General features: G+C 28.9%; 17 protein-coding genes. 4 read left to right on the forward strand and 13 right to left on the reverse strand.

Translation table 11 applies throughout. From position 1 onward, the window contains the following. Positions 1-489: 489 nt before the first annotated feature. Entirely contained in the window at positions 490-1,440 is a 951-nt protein-coding gene (gene spoIIP / locus MR593_RS08370) for a stage II sporulation protein P (RefSeq protein ID WP_290691825.1), read from the reverse strand. Between the two features lie 15 nt (positions 1,441-1,455). Next, entirely contained in the window at positions 1,456-2,400 is a 945-nt protein-coding gene (gene gpr / locus MR593_RS08375) for a GPR endopeptidase (protein WP_290691827.1), read from the reverse strand. A 219-nt stretch (positions 2,401-2,619) separates the two neighbouring features. Between gpr and rpsT the strand changes: the two genes are divergently transcribed. Further along, a complete protein-coding gene (gene rpsT, locus MR593_RS08380; RefSeq protein ID WP_022072162.1) occupies positions 2,620-2,886 on the forward strand; it encodes a 30S ribosomal protein S20 in 267 nt (88 codons plus the stop codon). Between the two features lie 102 nt (positions 2,887-2,988). On the opposite strand, the gene holA is transcribed toward rpsT, so the two are convergent. The 5 genes from holA to MR593_RS08405 form a co-directional block, all read right to left on the reverse strand. Continuing rightward, positions 2,989-4,035, reverse strand: a complete 1,047-nt coding sequence (holA, locus tag MR593_RS08385; protein WP_290691831.1) for a DNA polymerase III subunit delta — start codon at positions 4,033-4,035, stop codon at positions 2,989-2,991. Beyond that, positions 4,010-5,269 (reverse strand): ComEC/Rec2 family competence protein, encoded by a 1,260-nt coding sequence (locus tag MR593_RS08390; protein WP_290691832.1) that lies wholly within the window; start codon positions 5,267-5,269, stop codon positions 4,010-4,012. Before MR593_RS08390 ends, holA begins: the two co-directional genes overlap by 26 nt. Positions 5,270-5,434: 165 nt before the next feature. Then, complete coding sequence (locus MR593_RS08395; protein WP_290691833.1) at positions 5,435-6,622, reverse strand: aminotransferase-like domain-containing protein; 1,188 nt, start codon at positions 6,620-6,622, stop codon at positions 5,435-5,437. Positions 6,623-6,807: 185 nt separating this feature from the next. Then, on the reverse strand, positions 6,808-7,989 hold the full coding sequence (locus MR593_RS08400) for a GNAT family N-acetyltransferase (protein WP_290691834.1): 1,182 nt from the start codon (positions 7,987-7,989) through the stop codon (positions 6,808-6,810). Then, positions 7,990-8,979, reverse strand: coding sequence for a DUF2156 domain-containing protein (locus tag MR593_RS08405; protein WP_290691836.1), 990 nt, complete (start codon positions 8,977-8,979; stop codon positions 7,990-7,992). A gap of 176 nt (positions 8,980-9,155) precedes the next feature. Here MR593_RS08405 and MR593_RS08410 point away from each other — a divergent pair, with 176 nt between their 5' ends. Then, on the forward strand, positions 9,156-9,992 hold the full coding sequence (locus MR593_RS08410; RefSeq protein WP_290691837.1) for a ComEC/Rec2 family competence protein: 837 nt from the start codon (positions 9,156-9,158) through the stop codon (positions 9,990-9,992). Between the two features lie 106 nt (positions 9,993-10,098). Here MR593_RS08410 and MR593_RS08415 read toward each other — a convergent pair whose 3' ends face one another. The 5 genes from MR593_RS08415 to MR593_RS08435 all read right to left on the reverse strand — a co-directional run bounded on the left by MR593_RS08415 (position 10,099) and on the right by MR593_RS08435 (position 14,144). After that, positions 10,099-10,854, reverse strand: a complete 756-nt coding sequence (locus tag MR593_RS08415; RefSeq protein WP_290691838.1) for an acyl-CoA dehydratase activase — start codon at positions 10,852-10,854, stop codon at positions 10,099-10,101. 20 nt (positions 10,855-10,874) lie between these two features. After that, on the reverse strand, positions 10,875-12,038 hold the full coding sequence (locus MR593_RS08420) for a double-cubane-cluster-containing anaerobic reductase (RefSeq protein WP_290691840.1): 1,164 nt from the start codon (positions 12,036-12,038) through the stop codon (positions 10,875-10,877). Positions 12,039-12,157: 119 nt separating this feature from the next. Continuing rightward, positions 12,158-12,868, reverse strand: coding sequence for a tRNA threonylcarbamoyladenosine dehydratase (locus MR593_RS08425; RefSeq protein WP_290691841.1), 711 nt, complete (start codon positions 12,866-12,868; stop codon positions 12,158-12,160). A 169-nt stretch (positions 12,869-13,037) separates the two neighbouring features. Beyond that, the gene (locus MR593_RS08430; RefSeq protein ID WP_290691842.1) at positions 13,038-13,352 is read right to left on the reverse strand and encodes a rhodanese-like domain-containing protein; all 315 of its coding nucleotides are present in this window, start codon (positions 13,350-13,352) and stop codon (positions 13,038-13,040) included. A 117-nt stretch (positions 13,353-13,469) separates the two neighbouring features. Further along, positions 13,470-14,144: a uracil-DNA glycosylase gene (locus MR593_RS08435; RefSeq protein WP_290691843.1), complete on the reverse strand. Its 675-nt coding sequence runs from the start codon at positions 14,142-14,144 to the stop codon at positions 13,470-13,472. Between the two features lie 69 nt (positions 14,145-14,213). Here MR593_RS08435 and MR593_RS08440 point away from each other — a divergent pair, with 69 nt between their 5' ends. Then, positions 14,214-15,260: an FAD:protein FMN transferase gene (locus MR593_RS08440; RefSeq protein WP_290691845.1), complete on the forward strand. Its 1,047-nt coding sequence runs from the start codon at positions 14,214-14,216 to the stop codon at positions 15,258-15,260. A gap of 38 nt (positions 15,261-15,298) precedes the next feature. Here the strand turns inward: MR593_RS08440 and MR593_RS08445 are convergent, their stop codons facing one another. After that, positions 15,299-16,003: a helix-hairpin-helix domain-containing protein gene (locus MR593_RS08445; RefSeq protein ID WP_290691847.1), complete on the reverse strand. Its 705-nt coding sequence runs from the start codon at positions 16,001-16,003 to the stop codon at positions 15,299-15,301. A gap of 77 nt (positions 16,004-16,080) precedes the next feature. On the opposite strand from MR593_RS08445, the gene MR593_RS08450 reads away from it, so the two are divergent. Further along, positions 16,081-16,785: D-alanyl-D-alanine carboxypeptidase family protein (locus MR593_RS08450; RefSeq protein WP_290691849.1), on the forward strand; the 705-nt coding region annotated here is incomplete at its 3' end.

A 16,785-nucleotide genomic window follows, 5' to 3' on the forward strand; every position in this document is an offset into this window, starting at 1 on the left:
CTAAAATTTCTTGTTCTACTTTGTTTGTTGTCCACCTTTTCTCCTCCTTGATTTTATTTTCTAAATTATTTTCATCATAGATTTTATTTTATAATATATCGCCTTTTCTGTAAATATAGGTTGTAACAGAAAAATAAGACTTATTTTCGCTAAGTCTTATTTTTCTCATATTAACTTTTAAAATTCTATATTTTTAAGGTCTGACAAATAATTTCTACTATTCGATTTTATAAATTCTATGTTTTTCTCTATTAACGATTTCCTATTTAACATTTTATTCATATTATAATCTACAAAAAATATACAGACTACAGATATACTGATCATCAAAATAAAAGACGTAATTTTTAAAAATAATACTCTCTTTTTTCTATTTAATTTTTTATTCAATCTTTTATTTATTCTTTCGTCTAATTTGCTCATATCGACATTATCTCGTATTAAATGCAATAACAAAATATTATAATCACACTTACATACAACTCTCTTTTATATATTTTTTTCTCTGAAATATCCATCTAATATTTCTGCTAAATATCTAGCACTTGCCTGAGCCTCACTACTAGTAGTACCATTACTGCCGACTTCGACTAGTAAAGCATTGTCACATATACTTTGATTAAATCTACCATAAGGTTTAACTACAACAGGCATTATTAAATTTGGATATTTTTTATTAGCGTATTCAGTTATACCATCAGCTAGTTTTTTGACTTTATCGACATCGTCATTTCTAGCTCCTACAACAAAGAAAAATTTTGCAACTCTTTGTCCATCTATTGTAGTCGTATATTTGTCGTGAATATTGTTTTTTACACTTTGGTTAGAGATATTAAGACCATCTCTATGTAAATCAATAGTTACTTTTATACTATCGTATTTATTCATTGCAGATTTTATAGTTTGAGAGCTTCTAACATATGAATTATTATATGTAGGACTATCGTGATAATTTGTAGAATGTGCTACACCCCATCCTAAATTAGATAATTCATTTGTAAGCACACATCCAACTGACATAACAGAATGAGCCTTATCTTCTGAATGATAATTTCCTTTTGGTGAATCAAGATAAGTCTCACAGCTGTGGCTATGGTATATTAAAATTTGTGGTTTATTGTTTGTAACTCTTAAATTTTGACTGTACACATCGCTTTCTAAATTTATATTGCCGCTTACCTCGTTATTTATAGTCGGTATATTTTCTTCACCTACGTAGACATTTACATATTGGCTATTTTTCTCTTTCTGATTATTATTTTGAGTTTGCTTTGTTTTATTTTCATCTTGAGTTTTATCTTTTTCTAAAACTTTTATTTCTGGATAAGAGTATTTTATTAAATTGTTCAACAGATTGCTCTTATCAAAAGCAGATACACTATTTGGTATTATAAATATTAAAATAGCGATGCTTACTATTTTAGCAAATTTATTATACATTTTTCTCCTCCTTAGTTAAACCCTTCCTGGATGGAGGGATCTATTTAATCCTTCACTTATTATTATTGATAAATTTTCTATTGTTTCATCGATATCCTTTGGAGTGACGATCAAGTTCTTGTCGTACGGCTCTAAAGAATCTCTTATCAATTGATATTTTTCTTCGTCTTGTAGCTTTTTAAGCATATTATAAAACTGACTACCTTCTTCTGAAACAGCGATTAAATTATTAATAGCTAGATCTAGTACATCCATTGTTAGTGTAGCCGCATCTACGACTGTCGGAACTCCTATAGCGATTACATCTACTCCTAAATAATCCTTATTTAAAGATTTTCTCGTATTGCCAACACCTGCCCCTGGTGAAATACCAGCAGTTGATATTTGAATAGTCGAATTAATTCTCTCCATCTTTCTAGATGCCAAAGAATCTATCGCTACTACTCTATCTGGTTTTATTTTATCGACTATAGATTTTACTATTTCTACAGTTTCGATACCTGTTATTCCCATTACGCCTGGACTTAGTGCCGATACTTCCGTAAAATCGTCGTCATAATCCTTATGGTAGTTTTTAAAAATATGACGTGTAACTAAAGTTTTAGATACTGATTTAGGGCCTAAGGCATCTGATGTAATATTCCAGTTTCCAAGTCCTATTATCAAAGTCCTTTTAGTTTTATCTTGTCCAAATATATTTATTAGTTCATCCTTTAGATAATTTATTACCTTTTCTCTAGATTCATCATCATCAAATTTCATCAAATCGCTTTCTAAAGTTATATATTTTCCTATTTCTTTGTTCATTATTTTTGAACCTGTTTCATTTATTACTTCTACTGTAGTTACAGTACAATCTTCTAGTTCTTTTGTGTTTACCTCGACGCCTTCTAAATGATTAGACTCTTCTTCACATAATTCTCTCGCTTCAAGTGCTAAATCTGTTCTTATACTTATCATAAAAGCCTCCAAAATATTAATTAAATTATGTCATATATGTTTTTAAATTTTTAACTTTAGTTATAATTATTAACTCTTTTATTATTTTTAAACATAATTTAGATAAATCTTAAATTAAATTAAAAGTATTGCATATTAATACTTGATTTTTATTTTTATTTCTGTTAAAATCAAATATGTTGACGATGAGAATAATAAATTTTACAGGAGGTGAACAGGTTGGCAAATATAAAATCTGCTAAAAAGAGAATAAAAGTTATCGATAAGAAAACTGCTTTAAACAGAGTGAGAAAATCACAAGTTAAAACAGCTATAAGAAGATTCGAAGAAGCTGTTAATGCTGGTAACGTTGAAGAAGCTACACAAAGATTCCAATTCGCTCAAAAGAAAATATCTCAAGTTGCTTCTAAAGGAACTATACACAAAAATGCTGCTGCTAGAAAAGTAGCTAAATTAGCTCAAAAATTAAACTCTATGAACGCTTAATAAGATGTTTAATTTGTGCATAAATTCGCCCTTGATTAATTTCAAGGGTTTTTTATTTTATAAAAACTTGTAAAAAAAGTCCTCCATTTTATTAGGAAGACTTTAGCTTACTTTTTTCTGACAGTACTTGCTAACTAACATCTCTATAGCAAGTGTATCTCTCATAAGACCATTTTTTATTTTGTAGTCGCTTTCTAGTATATAATTTAACATGTCTATTATCATAGATTCTGTAAAATTCCTACTTATCTTTATAGATTTATTTACTACAAATAAAGACATCTTTAATTTATCTGCTATGATTTTATTATTCATTCCTTTATTCAAGAGCTCTTTTACTTGAAGAACTATCTTAAACTGTCTATTTATCATAGCAAAAATACCTAAAACAGATTCACCTTCATTTATCATATCATTTAATATTTTTATTGCATTTTGAGAATTTTTCTCTCCTATATAATCTATCAATTTAAAAATATCATTTTCTATTTTCTTTTGCGAAAGCCTGTCTATTATTTCATTAGTAACTTTAGTATCTTTACCTGCAAATGAGCTTATCTTTTTTATTTCATTTTCTATATCAGATAAAGTAAATTCGTTGTTTTTATCCTTATATCCAGTCGATTCTATAAAGTACATGACTTGGGCATTTTCTATTATAATTTGATTTTCATCAAATCTTTTTCTAGTCCATTTAAATAAATCCATATCAGATATTTTTTCGCAATTATAGACTATTCCATTTTTGCTTATTTTTTTTACTATATTTTTTTTCTTATCTATATCTCCGTATACAGCAAAAACTAAAACAGTAGTATCTGGAATATTTTCCAAATGCTCTATAAAAATTTTTTCTTCTTTATCTGAAAAATTCTTTTTCTTGCCCTTTATAAGTAGCTCAAAATCCTTGACTATAACTATTTTCCTCTCATCCATAAATGGAAGTGTCTCAATTGAGCTCAACAACTGATCTAACATAATCTCCTTGCCATCTAGTATATCTAAGTTAAAATCAATCATACTTTCATTTAGAGACTCTTTAAATAGCTTTATAGAATTATCTATTAAATAATGCTCTTTGCCGTATAATAGATAAATTTTTTCAAAATTTTTAGCTTTTATGTTATAAACTATATCCTTGTATTTCATTTTCCTGCTCCTTCATAGTTTTAAGCTCTTTATATATCATATAAGAGAATATTAAAACATAATAGATTATTACGTATTTTATATTAGGATTTTCAACTTCTATATATCCAATCTCTATTTGACTTAATTTATCCAATATATAATATACCATATTAATGAGGTTTTTGTTTACATAAACTATGACTTTTGTAATATTTAAACTAAATTCAAAAAATAAAATACTAAAAATACTTAAATTCATAATAATTCCTATAAAAGGTATTATAACTATATTTCCTAAAATAGATAAAATAGGAATACCTCCAAACACATAATATACTACAGGCATAGTCAAAATATTCGCAGCTATAGTCATCGATATGATGTCGAATTTAAGTCTTTTCCTTATCATCTTATTAAAATATAAAATAGATAATGTAGCTAAAAAAGACAATTGAAAGCTAACATTATATATAGTATATGGATTATTTATAATTAATAAACTAGCAATTAATGATAACGTAGTTATACCATCTCTTTTTTTAAATAAAAATACTGCCAAATACATCACAGCTACAAATGCAACAGCCCTTACAATAGATGGAGAAAAGCCAACCATTATACTGTATAAAACCATAATTACTATCAAAATAAATAATTTGTACAGTTTATTTATTCCCCTTATGACGTAGGCAATCAATATACAAATTATGTTCGTATGAAGTCCAGATATGGCTATTACATGGCTAGTTCCTGTTTTCGAAAACATCTCCTTCTCTTCTTCACTTAAATCATCCTTCATACCGAGTAAAAACGAATTTATAAAATTAGATGTATCTTTATACAAATACCTAAATGTATCTCTCATATAAGTCTTAAACTGTCCCAAATGTATGTAAAATTTATTCTGACCTATAACCTTAAAATAATCTGAATAAATTACACCCTTATATCCACAGCTTCTTATATATCTTCCGTAATCGAAATCATCAAACTCCATCCTGTCTAAATCCTTTAACTTACCTTGGACTGATACGACCTTTCCTATTTTTAAATCGTATTTTCTCTTATAGTCATTGACTAAATATCCATCTATTATATACTGAGTGTATTTGCTCTTTTCTTTTTTGTCCTTAACAACGCCTGTTATAGTCGTCTTAGTGTCTTTATTTATATTGTCTAATTCTCTATCCTCTGTAATAAAAAATCCCAACATTAAAAGCAATATAAAGATCAATAATAAAGGTCGTCTCAAAACATACCTCCTCTAAATCAACGATATCTTAATAACAAATATTTTCTATATTATTGACTTTATTTTTAAAATATAAACAATCTCAATATATAAATTTCATATTATACAAAAAAATAAGACATACATAAAATATGTACGCCTTATCTTTATCTTTATAATTTTCTACTATCTTAATTCAGATTTTATAACGTCAGCTAATCTCTTTACACCTTCTACTATTCTATCTTCATCCATATTTGAATAGTTTAATCTGAAGTTGTTAGCTTTAGTTCTACCTGGATAGAAAGCTTCACCTGGTACGTATGCTACGTTGTTTTCTATACATTTTTTCATCATTTCAGTAGCGTTCATATATTCAGGTAATGTAACCCACATGAATAATCCACCTTCTGGATGAGTCCATTTAACTCCTTCAGGGAATTCTTCTTCTATAGTTTTTATCATTAAATCTCTACGTTTTTTGTATAGAGCTCTTATTTCTAATACGTGAGCGTCTAAGTCACATCTTTCTATGTATTTACTTACTTCTAATTGAGATATTGTTGAAGTTTGTAAATCTCCATCTTCTTTACATCTTATATATTTAGCTAATATTTCTGGTGCTGCACATACCCAGCCAAGTCTGTATCCTGGACATAATATTTTAGAGAATGTTCCTAGATATACTACATAACCTTCTGTATCTAAAGATTTTAATGAAGGTAAGAATTCTCCATCATATCTTAATTCACCATATGGGTTATCTTCTAGTGCAACTACTTTGTATTTAGTTATTAATTCAACGAATTTTTTACGTTTTTCAAGTGGCCAAGTTCTTCCTGTTGGATTTTGGAAATCTGGTATAACATATATCATTTTTATATTGTCATGGCTAGCTAAAACTTTTTCTAGAGCTTCCATATTCATACCATCTTCATCAGTTTCGATTTCTATGTATTTTGGTCCATATCCGTTAAATGCATTTAAAGCTCCTAAATAAGTAGGACTTTCGCATAATATTATGTCGCCTTCATCTATAAATACTTTACCAGAAAATTCTAGTACTTGTTGAGAACCACTAGTTATTAATATGTCGTCACCAGTTACATTTGTTTTTTGTTTAGCATTCATTCTGTCAGCTATTTGTTGTCTGAATTTTGGGAAACCTTGACCTGAAGAATATTGAAGTGCTACTTCACCTTCTTCATCTAAAACAGCATTAGCCATCTTCTTCATATCTTGAACTGGAAATAATTCTGGTGCAGGTAGTCCTCCCGCAAAAGATATTATTTCAGGTTTAGCAGTTAAAGCTAATATATCGCTTATTTCAGATCCCCCTTCTGTCATCATACGTTTTGCATATTTTACTTCCATTATATATCACCCCAGTTATTTTTTTTATGTATGAATACATTGTATACCTATTTTCAAAATATTCCATTATATTTATAAATTTTTATATAAAAAATTTAACTTATAATAATTTTTCAACAAAAAAAACATATAAAATATATAAAAATACATTCTATATGCTTCTTTCAAAAGTTTTGGTTTTAAAATTATACGAGTTCGTCTATATAATTTGTCTTTTTTTCAAATAAAATATTTAAAATATTTTTTTGATCGTAACTCAATGAATTTTCATCTATTTCATTTAACATAAGTATTTCATCTATATTTAAATAAGAAAAAGCTAGCTGTGCGATAGAATTTATATTTAATTCTATATCGTAAGCTTCGTCTACTTTTTCTACATTTATTTTATTATTTAATATTGATATTTTAAAAACTCCATCATTTTGCTCTATATATTTATCTTTTACCTTAATATTTATAGATTTACCTTCTATTATTTTTATTTTTTCACTATCTAGGTTCAAAGTTTCTAAATACTTTTCGAAATTTATCATTCTCCCAGCCATAAATGGAACGAATTTCATTTCACAAGTTTTTAAATTATCCACTACTAATTTTATCTTGTCATCTACTGGAGAATTTATAACTGTATTTTTACATTGTGTATTGTGATTGTATATATAAGCTAGAACACATTTAAGAGAAGATACTCCGCTGTATATAAGTTCTCTTACAAAAAACGTATCTCCTTGAATATAGTAAGCTATATAGCTTTTGCTGTTGTTTTCTTCATTAATATATACACGTCCGTTTTCAGATTCAATCTCCATTATGAATTTTTTAAAATAGTCTTCATCTCTAATTGTATATCCATTTAAATTTTTCATCGATTCTTTATAAATATCAGCTAAAATTTTAGCATCATCTACAGAAGCTCTCTTCAATCTAGAAGTAAGCTTAAACTTCGAAAGCTCCTCTGTCCTTATATTATACTGAAGCTGGTCGTAGCAGTGGTCAAATCCATATCTTCTGTATAATCTATAATCTATCGCCATTAATATAGAGACTATTTCTCCGTTTTTATATAGCTCTTCTAGTGTATGGACCATTAGATTCTTCATATATCCATGTCCTCTTATCTCTGGCTTTGATGAAACCCCTACTATATACGATATTTTATAATCGTTATTTCTAAGTTTTATTTTGTATTTATTTAACTGCAGTGAAGACAATACCTCATCGTCTTCTTCAACGACTAGAGTATTTTTCTCGTCGTATACATTTTCAAAGTAATAATTTACAAATTCCTCTTCATCCTCAAAACAATAATTCCATAGAGAAATTACTTGTTCTCTGTCATTTTCTATAGCGTATCTAATGTTCAACTAGTCAGCCTCCCTAACTGTGTATTTCTCTACAAATCTGCAAGGATGGTAAGATAACTTGGCCTTTCTAAGTCCTTCTAAGCCCATATCCTCTTCTCTATTTACGAAATCCACATTTGGGAATTCATTAACTAAAAACTGTTGATTTATATAAGGATATAGACCTCTTATACTTGGATTTGCTTTTTCTATATGAATTAGAGCCATATTGTCATTTATCAATTCTCCCATAGTAAATGCCTCTAATTTTCCATCTACATATATTCCGCCTATTTTTAATCTATCTGATATTTCATCGTAGTGTTTGAATAATTTTTCGATGCCTAGTCTTTCATCGTCCATTCCTTCACTCACTTCGTCATTTTCCTCTTTATTATCTGCCCATCTATCTAGAAGAGATCTGCAGTCATCGAAATCATCTTTTCCAAGAAGTCTATATTCAAATCTTCCTTCGTATTCATTTAAAAAGTAATTTATATGATTTCTTTTTTTGCTGTTTTTTCTTCCTTTTAGAGTTCTCAAAGTTTCACCGTCATATACATAATCGAATATATCTCTTTCTGCTATATATTCAAATTTATCACCGTAATTTTCCTTTAAATAGTCGATTACTTCTTCAGTTATCCCTCTAAAATACAATTCCTTATCTATTCTTTTGAAGTAATCTAAAACAAAATCTATTGCCTTTGGTAAATCCTCTTTTTTGGCAAGTGGTAATATAGAAAATAAATCTCCTTCATACTCCCCTACCAAAACAGCAAAATTATCTCCTATATAATAAGCAGTCTTATACGTATGTTGCCACATATATAAAGTATCAAAGCAGTATTCACAGGCTTCATAATCTACTAAATCAAAATATGGATTTAATATATCTCTATCTTCTATTGTTATTTCCTTAAAGCAAGGTCCTAAATTATTAGGTTCTTCTTTTATTATTTCTTCAAAAAATGTGTTTACATTTTCTTTATTTTCTATTGTTGTTAACATAATTTCCTCCTATAACACATAAAATTCTTCACTTTAAAATTATTAATGAAGAATTTCCCTATTAGATGTATTTATTTTTATTTTAATGTCAAAAATTATTAATAATATATTTCAATATTTTATTTTACCCAAGATAATACTTAATAAACATACAATTTAATGGAGTTGATTTTAACTTGAATAAAAAACTATTAATTTTTCCACTTATTATAATAGCACTTTTCACTGGATGTGACAAAAATAATGTTTTTTGTATCCATGTAATAGATGTAGGCCAAGCCGACTCGATCTTAATCCAAACGCCTTTACATAAAAATATGTTAATCGACGGTGGCGATGAAGATAGCGCTAAAATAATAAAATCGTATTTAAAAAATAAAAAAGTAAAAAATATAGATGTAATCGTAGCAACTCACCCCGACGGCGACCATATCGGAAGTCTAGACTATGTAGTCGATAATTTCGATGTAGATAAAATATACATGACTAAACAGAGTCCTGATAGCGAGTGCTACGACAACTTAATCGATTCCTGTAATCAGAAAAATTTAAAAATAAATTATCTATCTAAAGACGATACTTTTAACTTAGATAATTCTACTAAAATCGATGTATTAAGTCCCAGTTATATAACTGACGATAATAATTCAAATTCCATTGTACTAAATATTTCATATAAAAACAATAATTTTTTGTTTACAGGGGATTGCGATAGCGAAAATGAAGTAGATATGATAAATTCGTATGATTTAGAAAATGTAGATTTTTTGAAGGTAGCTCACCATGGCAGCAGTAGCTCTAGCTCATTAGATTTTTTGGAGGAGGTGACTCCCGATATAGCTGTGATTTCGTGTGGTTATAAAAACAGCTATGGTCATCCCCATAAAGCTACTTTAGACAATTTAAATGAAGTGAATGCAAAAATTTTTAGAACTGATATAAACGGCAGTATGGTATTTTACTCAGATGGCGATAGAATTTACACTAAAGTAAAATACAAGGCTTCAAATTGATTTTAAGACGTAATAAAACATTTTCCTACATTATATAATAAGTGGAGACTTTAAACTCTAAAGTACTCCACTATTTATATGCTAAGTCCAATTTTAAATTATACTATTATTTGTATCCGATAATAGCTGCACCTAATGCTCCAACTATCTGTGCATCCTCATCTACAAATATATTCATGTTTAAATCGTTTTCTAGCATTTTTACAAGCTCTTTGATATTTGCAAGCCCTCCTGTAAAAGCAAGCTCTTCTTTGATTTCAGTCTTATTTAATAAAGATACACCTTTGTTTGAAATAGATTTTATTATGCCAGCAGCAATATTCTTCTTAGGTACTTCTCTAGCCAAAAGACTTACAATCTCTGATTCTGCAAATACAGTGCACATACTAGATATATTTTCTGGGACAGCTCCTCTTGCAAGAGAATCTATATTATGTATATCGCTGTCTAATTTATTGGAAGTTATCTCTAAGAATTTTCCTGTACCAGCTGCACATTTGTCGTTCATGATAAAATTTTCAACACTTCCATTTTCACTTATATTAATTACTTTTATGTCCTGTCCGCCTATATCCAATATAGTTCTTATGTTTTTGTTTAAAAAGAACATCCCCTTAGCATGACAAGTTATTTCTGTGACCTTCTTATCTACAAAATCCATGCTGACTCTTCCATATCCAGTTCCTATTACTTTTTTTATTTGGCTTTTATCTACACCTTCTATGAGTTTTTTGTACACTTCTTCTGATGTAGTCTTAGGACTAGAGCCTGTTGGAACTATAATTTTTTTAATTATATTTTTTCCGTCAAATAGTACTCCTTTCGTATAAGTAGATCCTGAATCTACGCCAATACTATACATAAATTTCCTCCAGTTTCTCCTTATTTTTTATCCTCAATCATCTCGATAAATGCTTCAAATCTAGTTCTAAGCTGTTCTGTATCTGTTTCTGAATAGTCAGTTTCGATTGCCATATAATCTATATTCTTTTGCTTAGTCACAAATTCTTTTATCTTATGGCTTTCTACATTAAATGGATGACAAGATTGAAGTGCAATATCTATAACTCCATCTACCTTATATTCATCTATTAATTCATCTAAAAGATCTATTCTCTTTTGGTTGTTCATCATGCATGCGCAGCCTATATTTAAATATCTCTTTGCTATTGCTTCGTAAACATCTGGATTATTTTCATCTACTAATTCTCTATTGCTTCTTATTGACGAACATAACTCATATGCTACTACTGATGCTCCACCTTCTTCTAGAGTCTTTACGATTTTATTTACACATCCACCTATTGGAGAACCTGTTATAAGTATTCTAGGCGCATCTTTTTTAACTGGACATTCTCCTCTTTCATATCTAGCCTTGGAATCATCTATTATTTTTCTAAGTGATGATTTTAGTTCATCCCTATTGAATTTAAATTGGGCTTGATAAGATACTTGGTATAATTCTAATGAAGTTAAAGCTGATGGCTCTAATTTGGCAAGTTCAAAATATTCGTTTAATAGCGCTCTTTCTTCATTTTTGTCTTTTATAGCCGCTTTTATATCTTCCTCTGTTATAGTAACCCCTAATTCCTTTTCAAGAACCTCTTTTAATAAAATAACTTCATCCTTCCAAAGGTTGAACTCATTTTTTCCAGTCGCTCTGTTTGGAAGCTGCATGATATGCATAGGTTTTAATTTTGATAACTCCTCATACATTTTTTTCTTGCCATCGCAAGTTGTCTCTCCAACTAATAAGTCTGAAAAATAAAAATATGGGCATGTATCAGTTATCACATGACCATAGCTTGATTTTATTAATGGACATAAATTTCTAGGTAATACCCTTTCTGCATCTTTTATGGGTTCTTCACTTACACCGCAAACCCCTACTGGAACAGCACCTGCTGCTAAGATTAACTCAGTTGGTGTAAAACAGCAAAAAACCCCTACCATCTTTTTTCCATCATCTTTGATTTTCTTTGCAGCTAAAAAACCATTTCTTCTGGCTTCGGTAAAGCTTTCAAATTGTTTTGGTAAATCGTTCATTTTAAACCTCCTGTTATTAATTTTTAGTTATATTTAAATAACTACTTAAATAATACCAAATGTATTTATAATTTTCCACAAAATAAAATCTGCCTTTGATAAAAGCAGATTTTTATTTTTTATTCTTGTTCTAATAAATCCCTAATTACTACAGATGCTATTATAAGTCCTCCTACTGAAGGCACAAAAGATACACTGCCTGGAGTCACCTTTCTTCCATTCATTATTTTTTCCTTTAGTTCAATAGGCTGTTCAGTAGAATAAACCACCTTTAATTTCTTTATTCTCCTATTTTTTAATTCTCTTCTAAGAACTTTTGCTAGAGGACATGTATGTGTTTTGTAAATATCTGTGACTACTATTTTAGTTGGATCTAATTTATTTCCCATACCCATAGAGCTCACTATTTTAAATCCTTTTTCGTTACAAACCTCTATAAGCTTTATTTTAGATGTAACCATATCTATAGCATCCACCACATAATCATAATCCTCTATCAATATCTCATCACTTGTTTCAGCGTTGTACACCTTTTTTACTGTTTTTATATTTAAATCTGGGTTTATATCTAAAAGCCTTTCCTTCATTACGTCCACTTTAAATTTTCCTACTGTAGAATGAAGTGCTGGTATTTGTCTATTTATATTAGTGATATCCACATCGTCAAAATCGACTATAGTTATATTTCCAACTCCTGCTCTTACTATGGCTTCACAGGCAAAGCTGCCTACTCCTCCTACTCCAAATACTATGACATTTGAGTTCTTCAATTTATCTAAACCATCTTGTCCAATAATTAGACCTGTTCTCATTTTAAAATCTTTTTTCATATTTTTAATCTCCTAAAACTTTTCTTTCGCAATATTATAATTTAATTTTTATATTTTTTAAAGCTATAATTTTACATTTCATATATTTTCTATGCATTAAAAAGAGATATTACAAAATCGATGTAATACCTCTCGATTAAAAATGTATATTTAACTATCTATAAACTATCTAATTATATAAAGCGTAATTATATGAACCTAAGCCTTTATCCAAACTATATACTTTATCAAATCCATTCAAAATCAATACCTTTCCTGCACTTATACTTTGAATTCCATGTTCACAATATAAAAGAACCTTTGAGCTTTTATATTTTTGAATTTCATTTATTCTATCTAGTATCTCATTGATTGGAATATTTATAGCTCCTGGTAAATGACCTTGTAAAAATTCATCGTAATCTCTCAGATCTATTATCAAGCCAAATCTTCCATTGTCCAACATTTGTTTAGTTAGTTTTGCAGTTATTACATTTACTGTCATAAACATCCCTTCTCTTCATAATATATGAAATTATAAATCTTTTAATTCATAATATTCTATATTACGATAAATTGTTACAATTAACTACTTTATTTTCATAATTTTTCAATTAAAAATTTAAATATTTGGTATTTGCCAGTCTATAGGCTCCTTTCCTAGACCTTCTAAAATTTTATTTATCTTTGAAAAATGCTTACATCCAAAGAAACCTCTGCTTGCAGATAATGGACTTGGATGTGGCGCTTCTAGTACATAATGTCTACTTACATCTATAAACTCTTTTTTACGTCTTGCATTTGCTCCCCAAAGTACAAATATAACTGGATCCTCTCTTGTATTCAATAGCTTTATAATATCATCAGTAAATATTTCCCAGCCAATATTTTTATGAGAATTCGCTTCATGCGCTCTTACAGTCAAAGCCGTATTTAAAAGTAAAACGCCTTGATCTGACCAAGGTATCAAATATCCATTATTTGGAATATAACAACCTAAGTCATCGTGTAATTCTTTATATATATTTAAAAGAGATGGAGGTATTTTCACTCCCTTTTGAACTGAAAAAGCAAGCCCGTGTGCCTGATTTTCACCGTGATATGGATCCTGACCTAAAATTAAAACCTTTGTATCCTTAAAGGAAGTATGCTTTAAAGCTTCAAATATATTGTACATATTTGGATATATAACTCTAGTAGAATACTCCTTTTTTAAAAACTCTCTAAGATTTAAATAATATTCCTTTTTAAATTCGTCCTTTAACAGTTCATCCCAATCATTGTTTAATTTAACCATACAAAAAAACTCCTCTTAATATTTTCTTATGTTATAATTAATATATCACAATTATTTGGAGGAAACACTATGAATAAAAAAAAATCTACCTTTTTAATAGTAGCAATTATTGTTATTTGTTTTTTCATCTATGTATTTAGAGGCAACTTTAATAAAGGAGATTATAGTCAAACTTACTACGATTTAGGTACTGTAAGTGAAATAACTTTATACAATATAAAAGAATCAGAGGCAAATGATATTTTAAAAAAATGCGGAGATATTTTACTAAGTATCGACAATACAATGGGAAAAACGAGAGAATACAGCGAAGTGTCCAAAATAAACGAAAACGCTGGCAAAGAATACGTAAAAGTATCTGACGAAACCTTCTACGTAATAAAAAACGCCCTACACTTTTCAGACATATCAGATGGCGTATTTGATATAACGGTAGGACCTATTGTAGATTTATGGGGAATTGGAACTGATAACGCAAGAGTCCCAATCTCAAAAGAAATAGAAGAAAAATTGCCCCTCGTAAATTACAAAGATATCTCACTAGACGAAAAAAATAAATCTGTTAAATTAGAAAAGGAAAATATGGAAATAGACTTAGGCGGTATAGCAAAGGGTTACGCAGCAGATAAAATATACGAATATCTAAAAGAAGAAAACGTAGAAAGCGCAATAATAAACCTAGGTGGAAATGTATTTACATTAGGTGAAAAAACTAAAAATACACCATTTAAAGTCGGAATACAAGACCCAACAAACGAAAGAGGAAACTCTATAGGCAGTATAAACGTATCAGATCAATCTGTAGTAACATCTGGTATATACGAAAGATACATAAAAAAAGACGGTGTTATCTATCACCATATGATAGACCCTTCAACTGGATATCCATTTGACAACAATCTAAGTAGCGTCACTATAGTATCATCGTCATCTTTAATCGGAGACGGTCTATCTACAACTGCATTTGGACTTGGAGTAGAAAAAGGTCTAAAACTAATAGAAAGCATAGACGACACAGAAGCTATATTTATAACTAAAGATAAAAAGGTATACACTACTTCAAATTTAAAGGATAAAATAAACTTAACAGACAATTCTTTTAAATTAGCAAATTAAAAAATACAACGGAGATGCTCAAACATCTCCTTTTTTTATTAATCTACACAGATTAAATCTTTCATATTTTCATACTTTTTATCGCCTATTCCATTTACATTTTTAATCTCTTCTATACTTTTAAAATTCCCATTTTCTTCTCTATAGCTCAAAATTTTATTAGCAGTAGCCTCTCCAACCCCTGGAATAGAATCTAGTTCTTGTATACCTGCTGTATTTATATTAATTTTACTATTTTGCTCATTAGTACTACTATTACCTTGATTATCTAAGCTCGTACTTGGATTTGTCATATTAGTCGTATTATTTGATAAATTTTGATTTGAAACATTACTTTTATCTCCCTTCTTAGGAATTATATAATGCATCTCATCTTCTAGTTTAATCGCCAAATTTATATTATTCATATCAGCTTTTTTAGTCACACCTCCAAGCATTTTCACAGCATCTGATAATCTCTGATTACTTTTCAATGTAACGACACCTGGATTATTTATTTCTCCACTTACATAGACAGTGATTTCCTTAACTGATATATTTTTATCGTCTTTACCTTTATCCTCGATCTTATTTTCATTAGAATTATTTTCCTCCAACGCTTCATCATCTTTAATATCCGTTTCAGCATTTTCTTCTTCATTTAACACATAAATTTCATCTGTAAAATATCCCTTGCACAACAAACCTCCTACAGATATTAAAATTACAACTACAAAGGCTATTATTTTACTCTTATTTTTCATTTTTACCCCTCCTTATTTTGGATTATTGACAAAAATATGATATACTAAAATATAAGTTTATAAATTGGAGGTCAAAAATGAAAAAAAAGTTATCATACTTACTAGTGTGTCTACTAACAACCATGATGATAATGAGTTCTTCTATTTTAGCCTTTGCTGATGAAGCAGTTGATAGCGTTGATATAAAAGCTAATTACGGTGTAGTTATCGACTACGAAACTGGAAAAGTACTAGGTGGAAAAAATATCGACTCTAGAGTATTCCCAGCATCTACAACTAAAATATGGACAGCTTATTTAGTTGTTAAAAATGTAAAAAATTTAAACGACACCGTTGAGATTAAGGAAGATCCCATGGTAGATGGATCTAGTATGTATTTGAAAAAGGGTGAAATATTTACAGTCAAAGAATTATTACAAGGTTTATTAATTCACTCTTCAAACGATGCAGCTGAAGTTTTAGCAAAATATGTAAGTGGTTCAATCGAAGATTTTGCTAATTTGATGAACGAAGAAGCAAAAAAAGCTGGTGCATTAAATACCCACTTTAATAATCCACACGGTTTGCCAGATGAAAACCACTACACAACACCATATGATATGGCTATGCTTGCAAGAAAAGCGATGAGCGAAGAAGTCATAAGAGAAATTGTAAGCACTAAATCAATTTCATTTAAAGAGCAAGATACAGCTACTAGTAAAGTGGCATTTTCTCGTTATTTTACTAATACAAATTTATTTTTAACATCTAACGATAAAATAACTTATAGAGGTAAATCTATA

Origin of the sequence: Intestinibacter sp. (assembly GCF_022780145.1) — a bacterium.
Classification (GTDB): domain Bacteria; phylum Bacillota; class Clostridia; order Peptostreptococcales; family Peptostreptococcaceae; genus Intestinibacter.

Coding starts and splice junctions, on each gene's coding strand:
- spoIIP (WP_290691825.1), bottom strand. CDS start 1,440: ATGTATAATAAATTTGCTAAAATAGTAAGCATCGCTATTTTAATATTT.
- gpr (WP_290691827.1), bottom strand. CDS start 2,400: ATGATAAGTATAAGAACAGATTTAGCACTTGAAGCGAGAGAATTATGT.
- holA (WP_290691831.1), bottom strand. CDS start 4,035: ATGAAATACAAGGATATAGTTTATAACATAAAAGCTAAAAATTTTGAA.
- MR593_RS08395 (WP_290691833.1), bottom strand. CDS start 6,622: ATGGAAGTAAAATATGCAAAACGTATGATGACAGAAGGGGGATCTGAA.
- MR593_RS08405 (WP_290691836.1), bottom strand. CDS start 8,979: ATGTTAACAACAATAGAAAATAAAGAAAATGTAAACACATTTTTTGAA.
- MR593_RS08415 (WP_290691838.1), bottom strand. CDS start 10,854: ATGTATAGTATTGGCGTAGATTCAGGATCTACTTATACGAAAGGAGTA.
- MR593_RS08420 (WP_290691840.1), bottom strand. CDS start 12,038: ATGAACGATTTACCAAAACAATTTGAAAGCTTTACCGAAGCCAGAAGA.
- MR593_RS08425 (WP_290691841.1), bottom strand. CDS start 12,868: ATGAAAAAAGATTTTAAAATGAGAACAGGTCTAATTATTGGACAAGAT.
- MR593_RS08430 (WP_290691842.1), bottom strand. CDS start 13,352: ATGACAGTAAATGTAATAACTGCAAAACTAACTAAACAAATGTTGGAC.
- MR593_RS08435 (WP_290691843.1), bottom strand. CDS start 14,144: ATGGTTAAATTAAACAATGATTGGGATGAACTGTTAAAGGACGAATTT.
- MR593_RS08440 (WP_290691845.1), top strand. CDS start 14,214: ATGAATAAAAAAAAATCTACCTTTTTAATAGTAGCAATTATTGTTATT.
- MR593_RS08445 (WP_290691847.1), bottom strand. CDS start 16,003: ATGAAAAATAAGAGTAAAATAATAGCCTTTGTAGTTGTAATTTTAATA.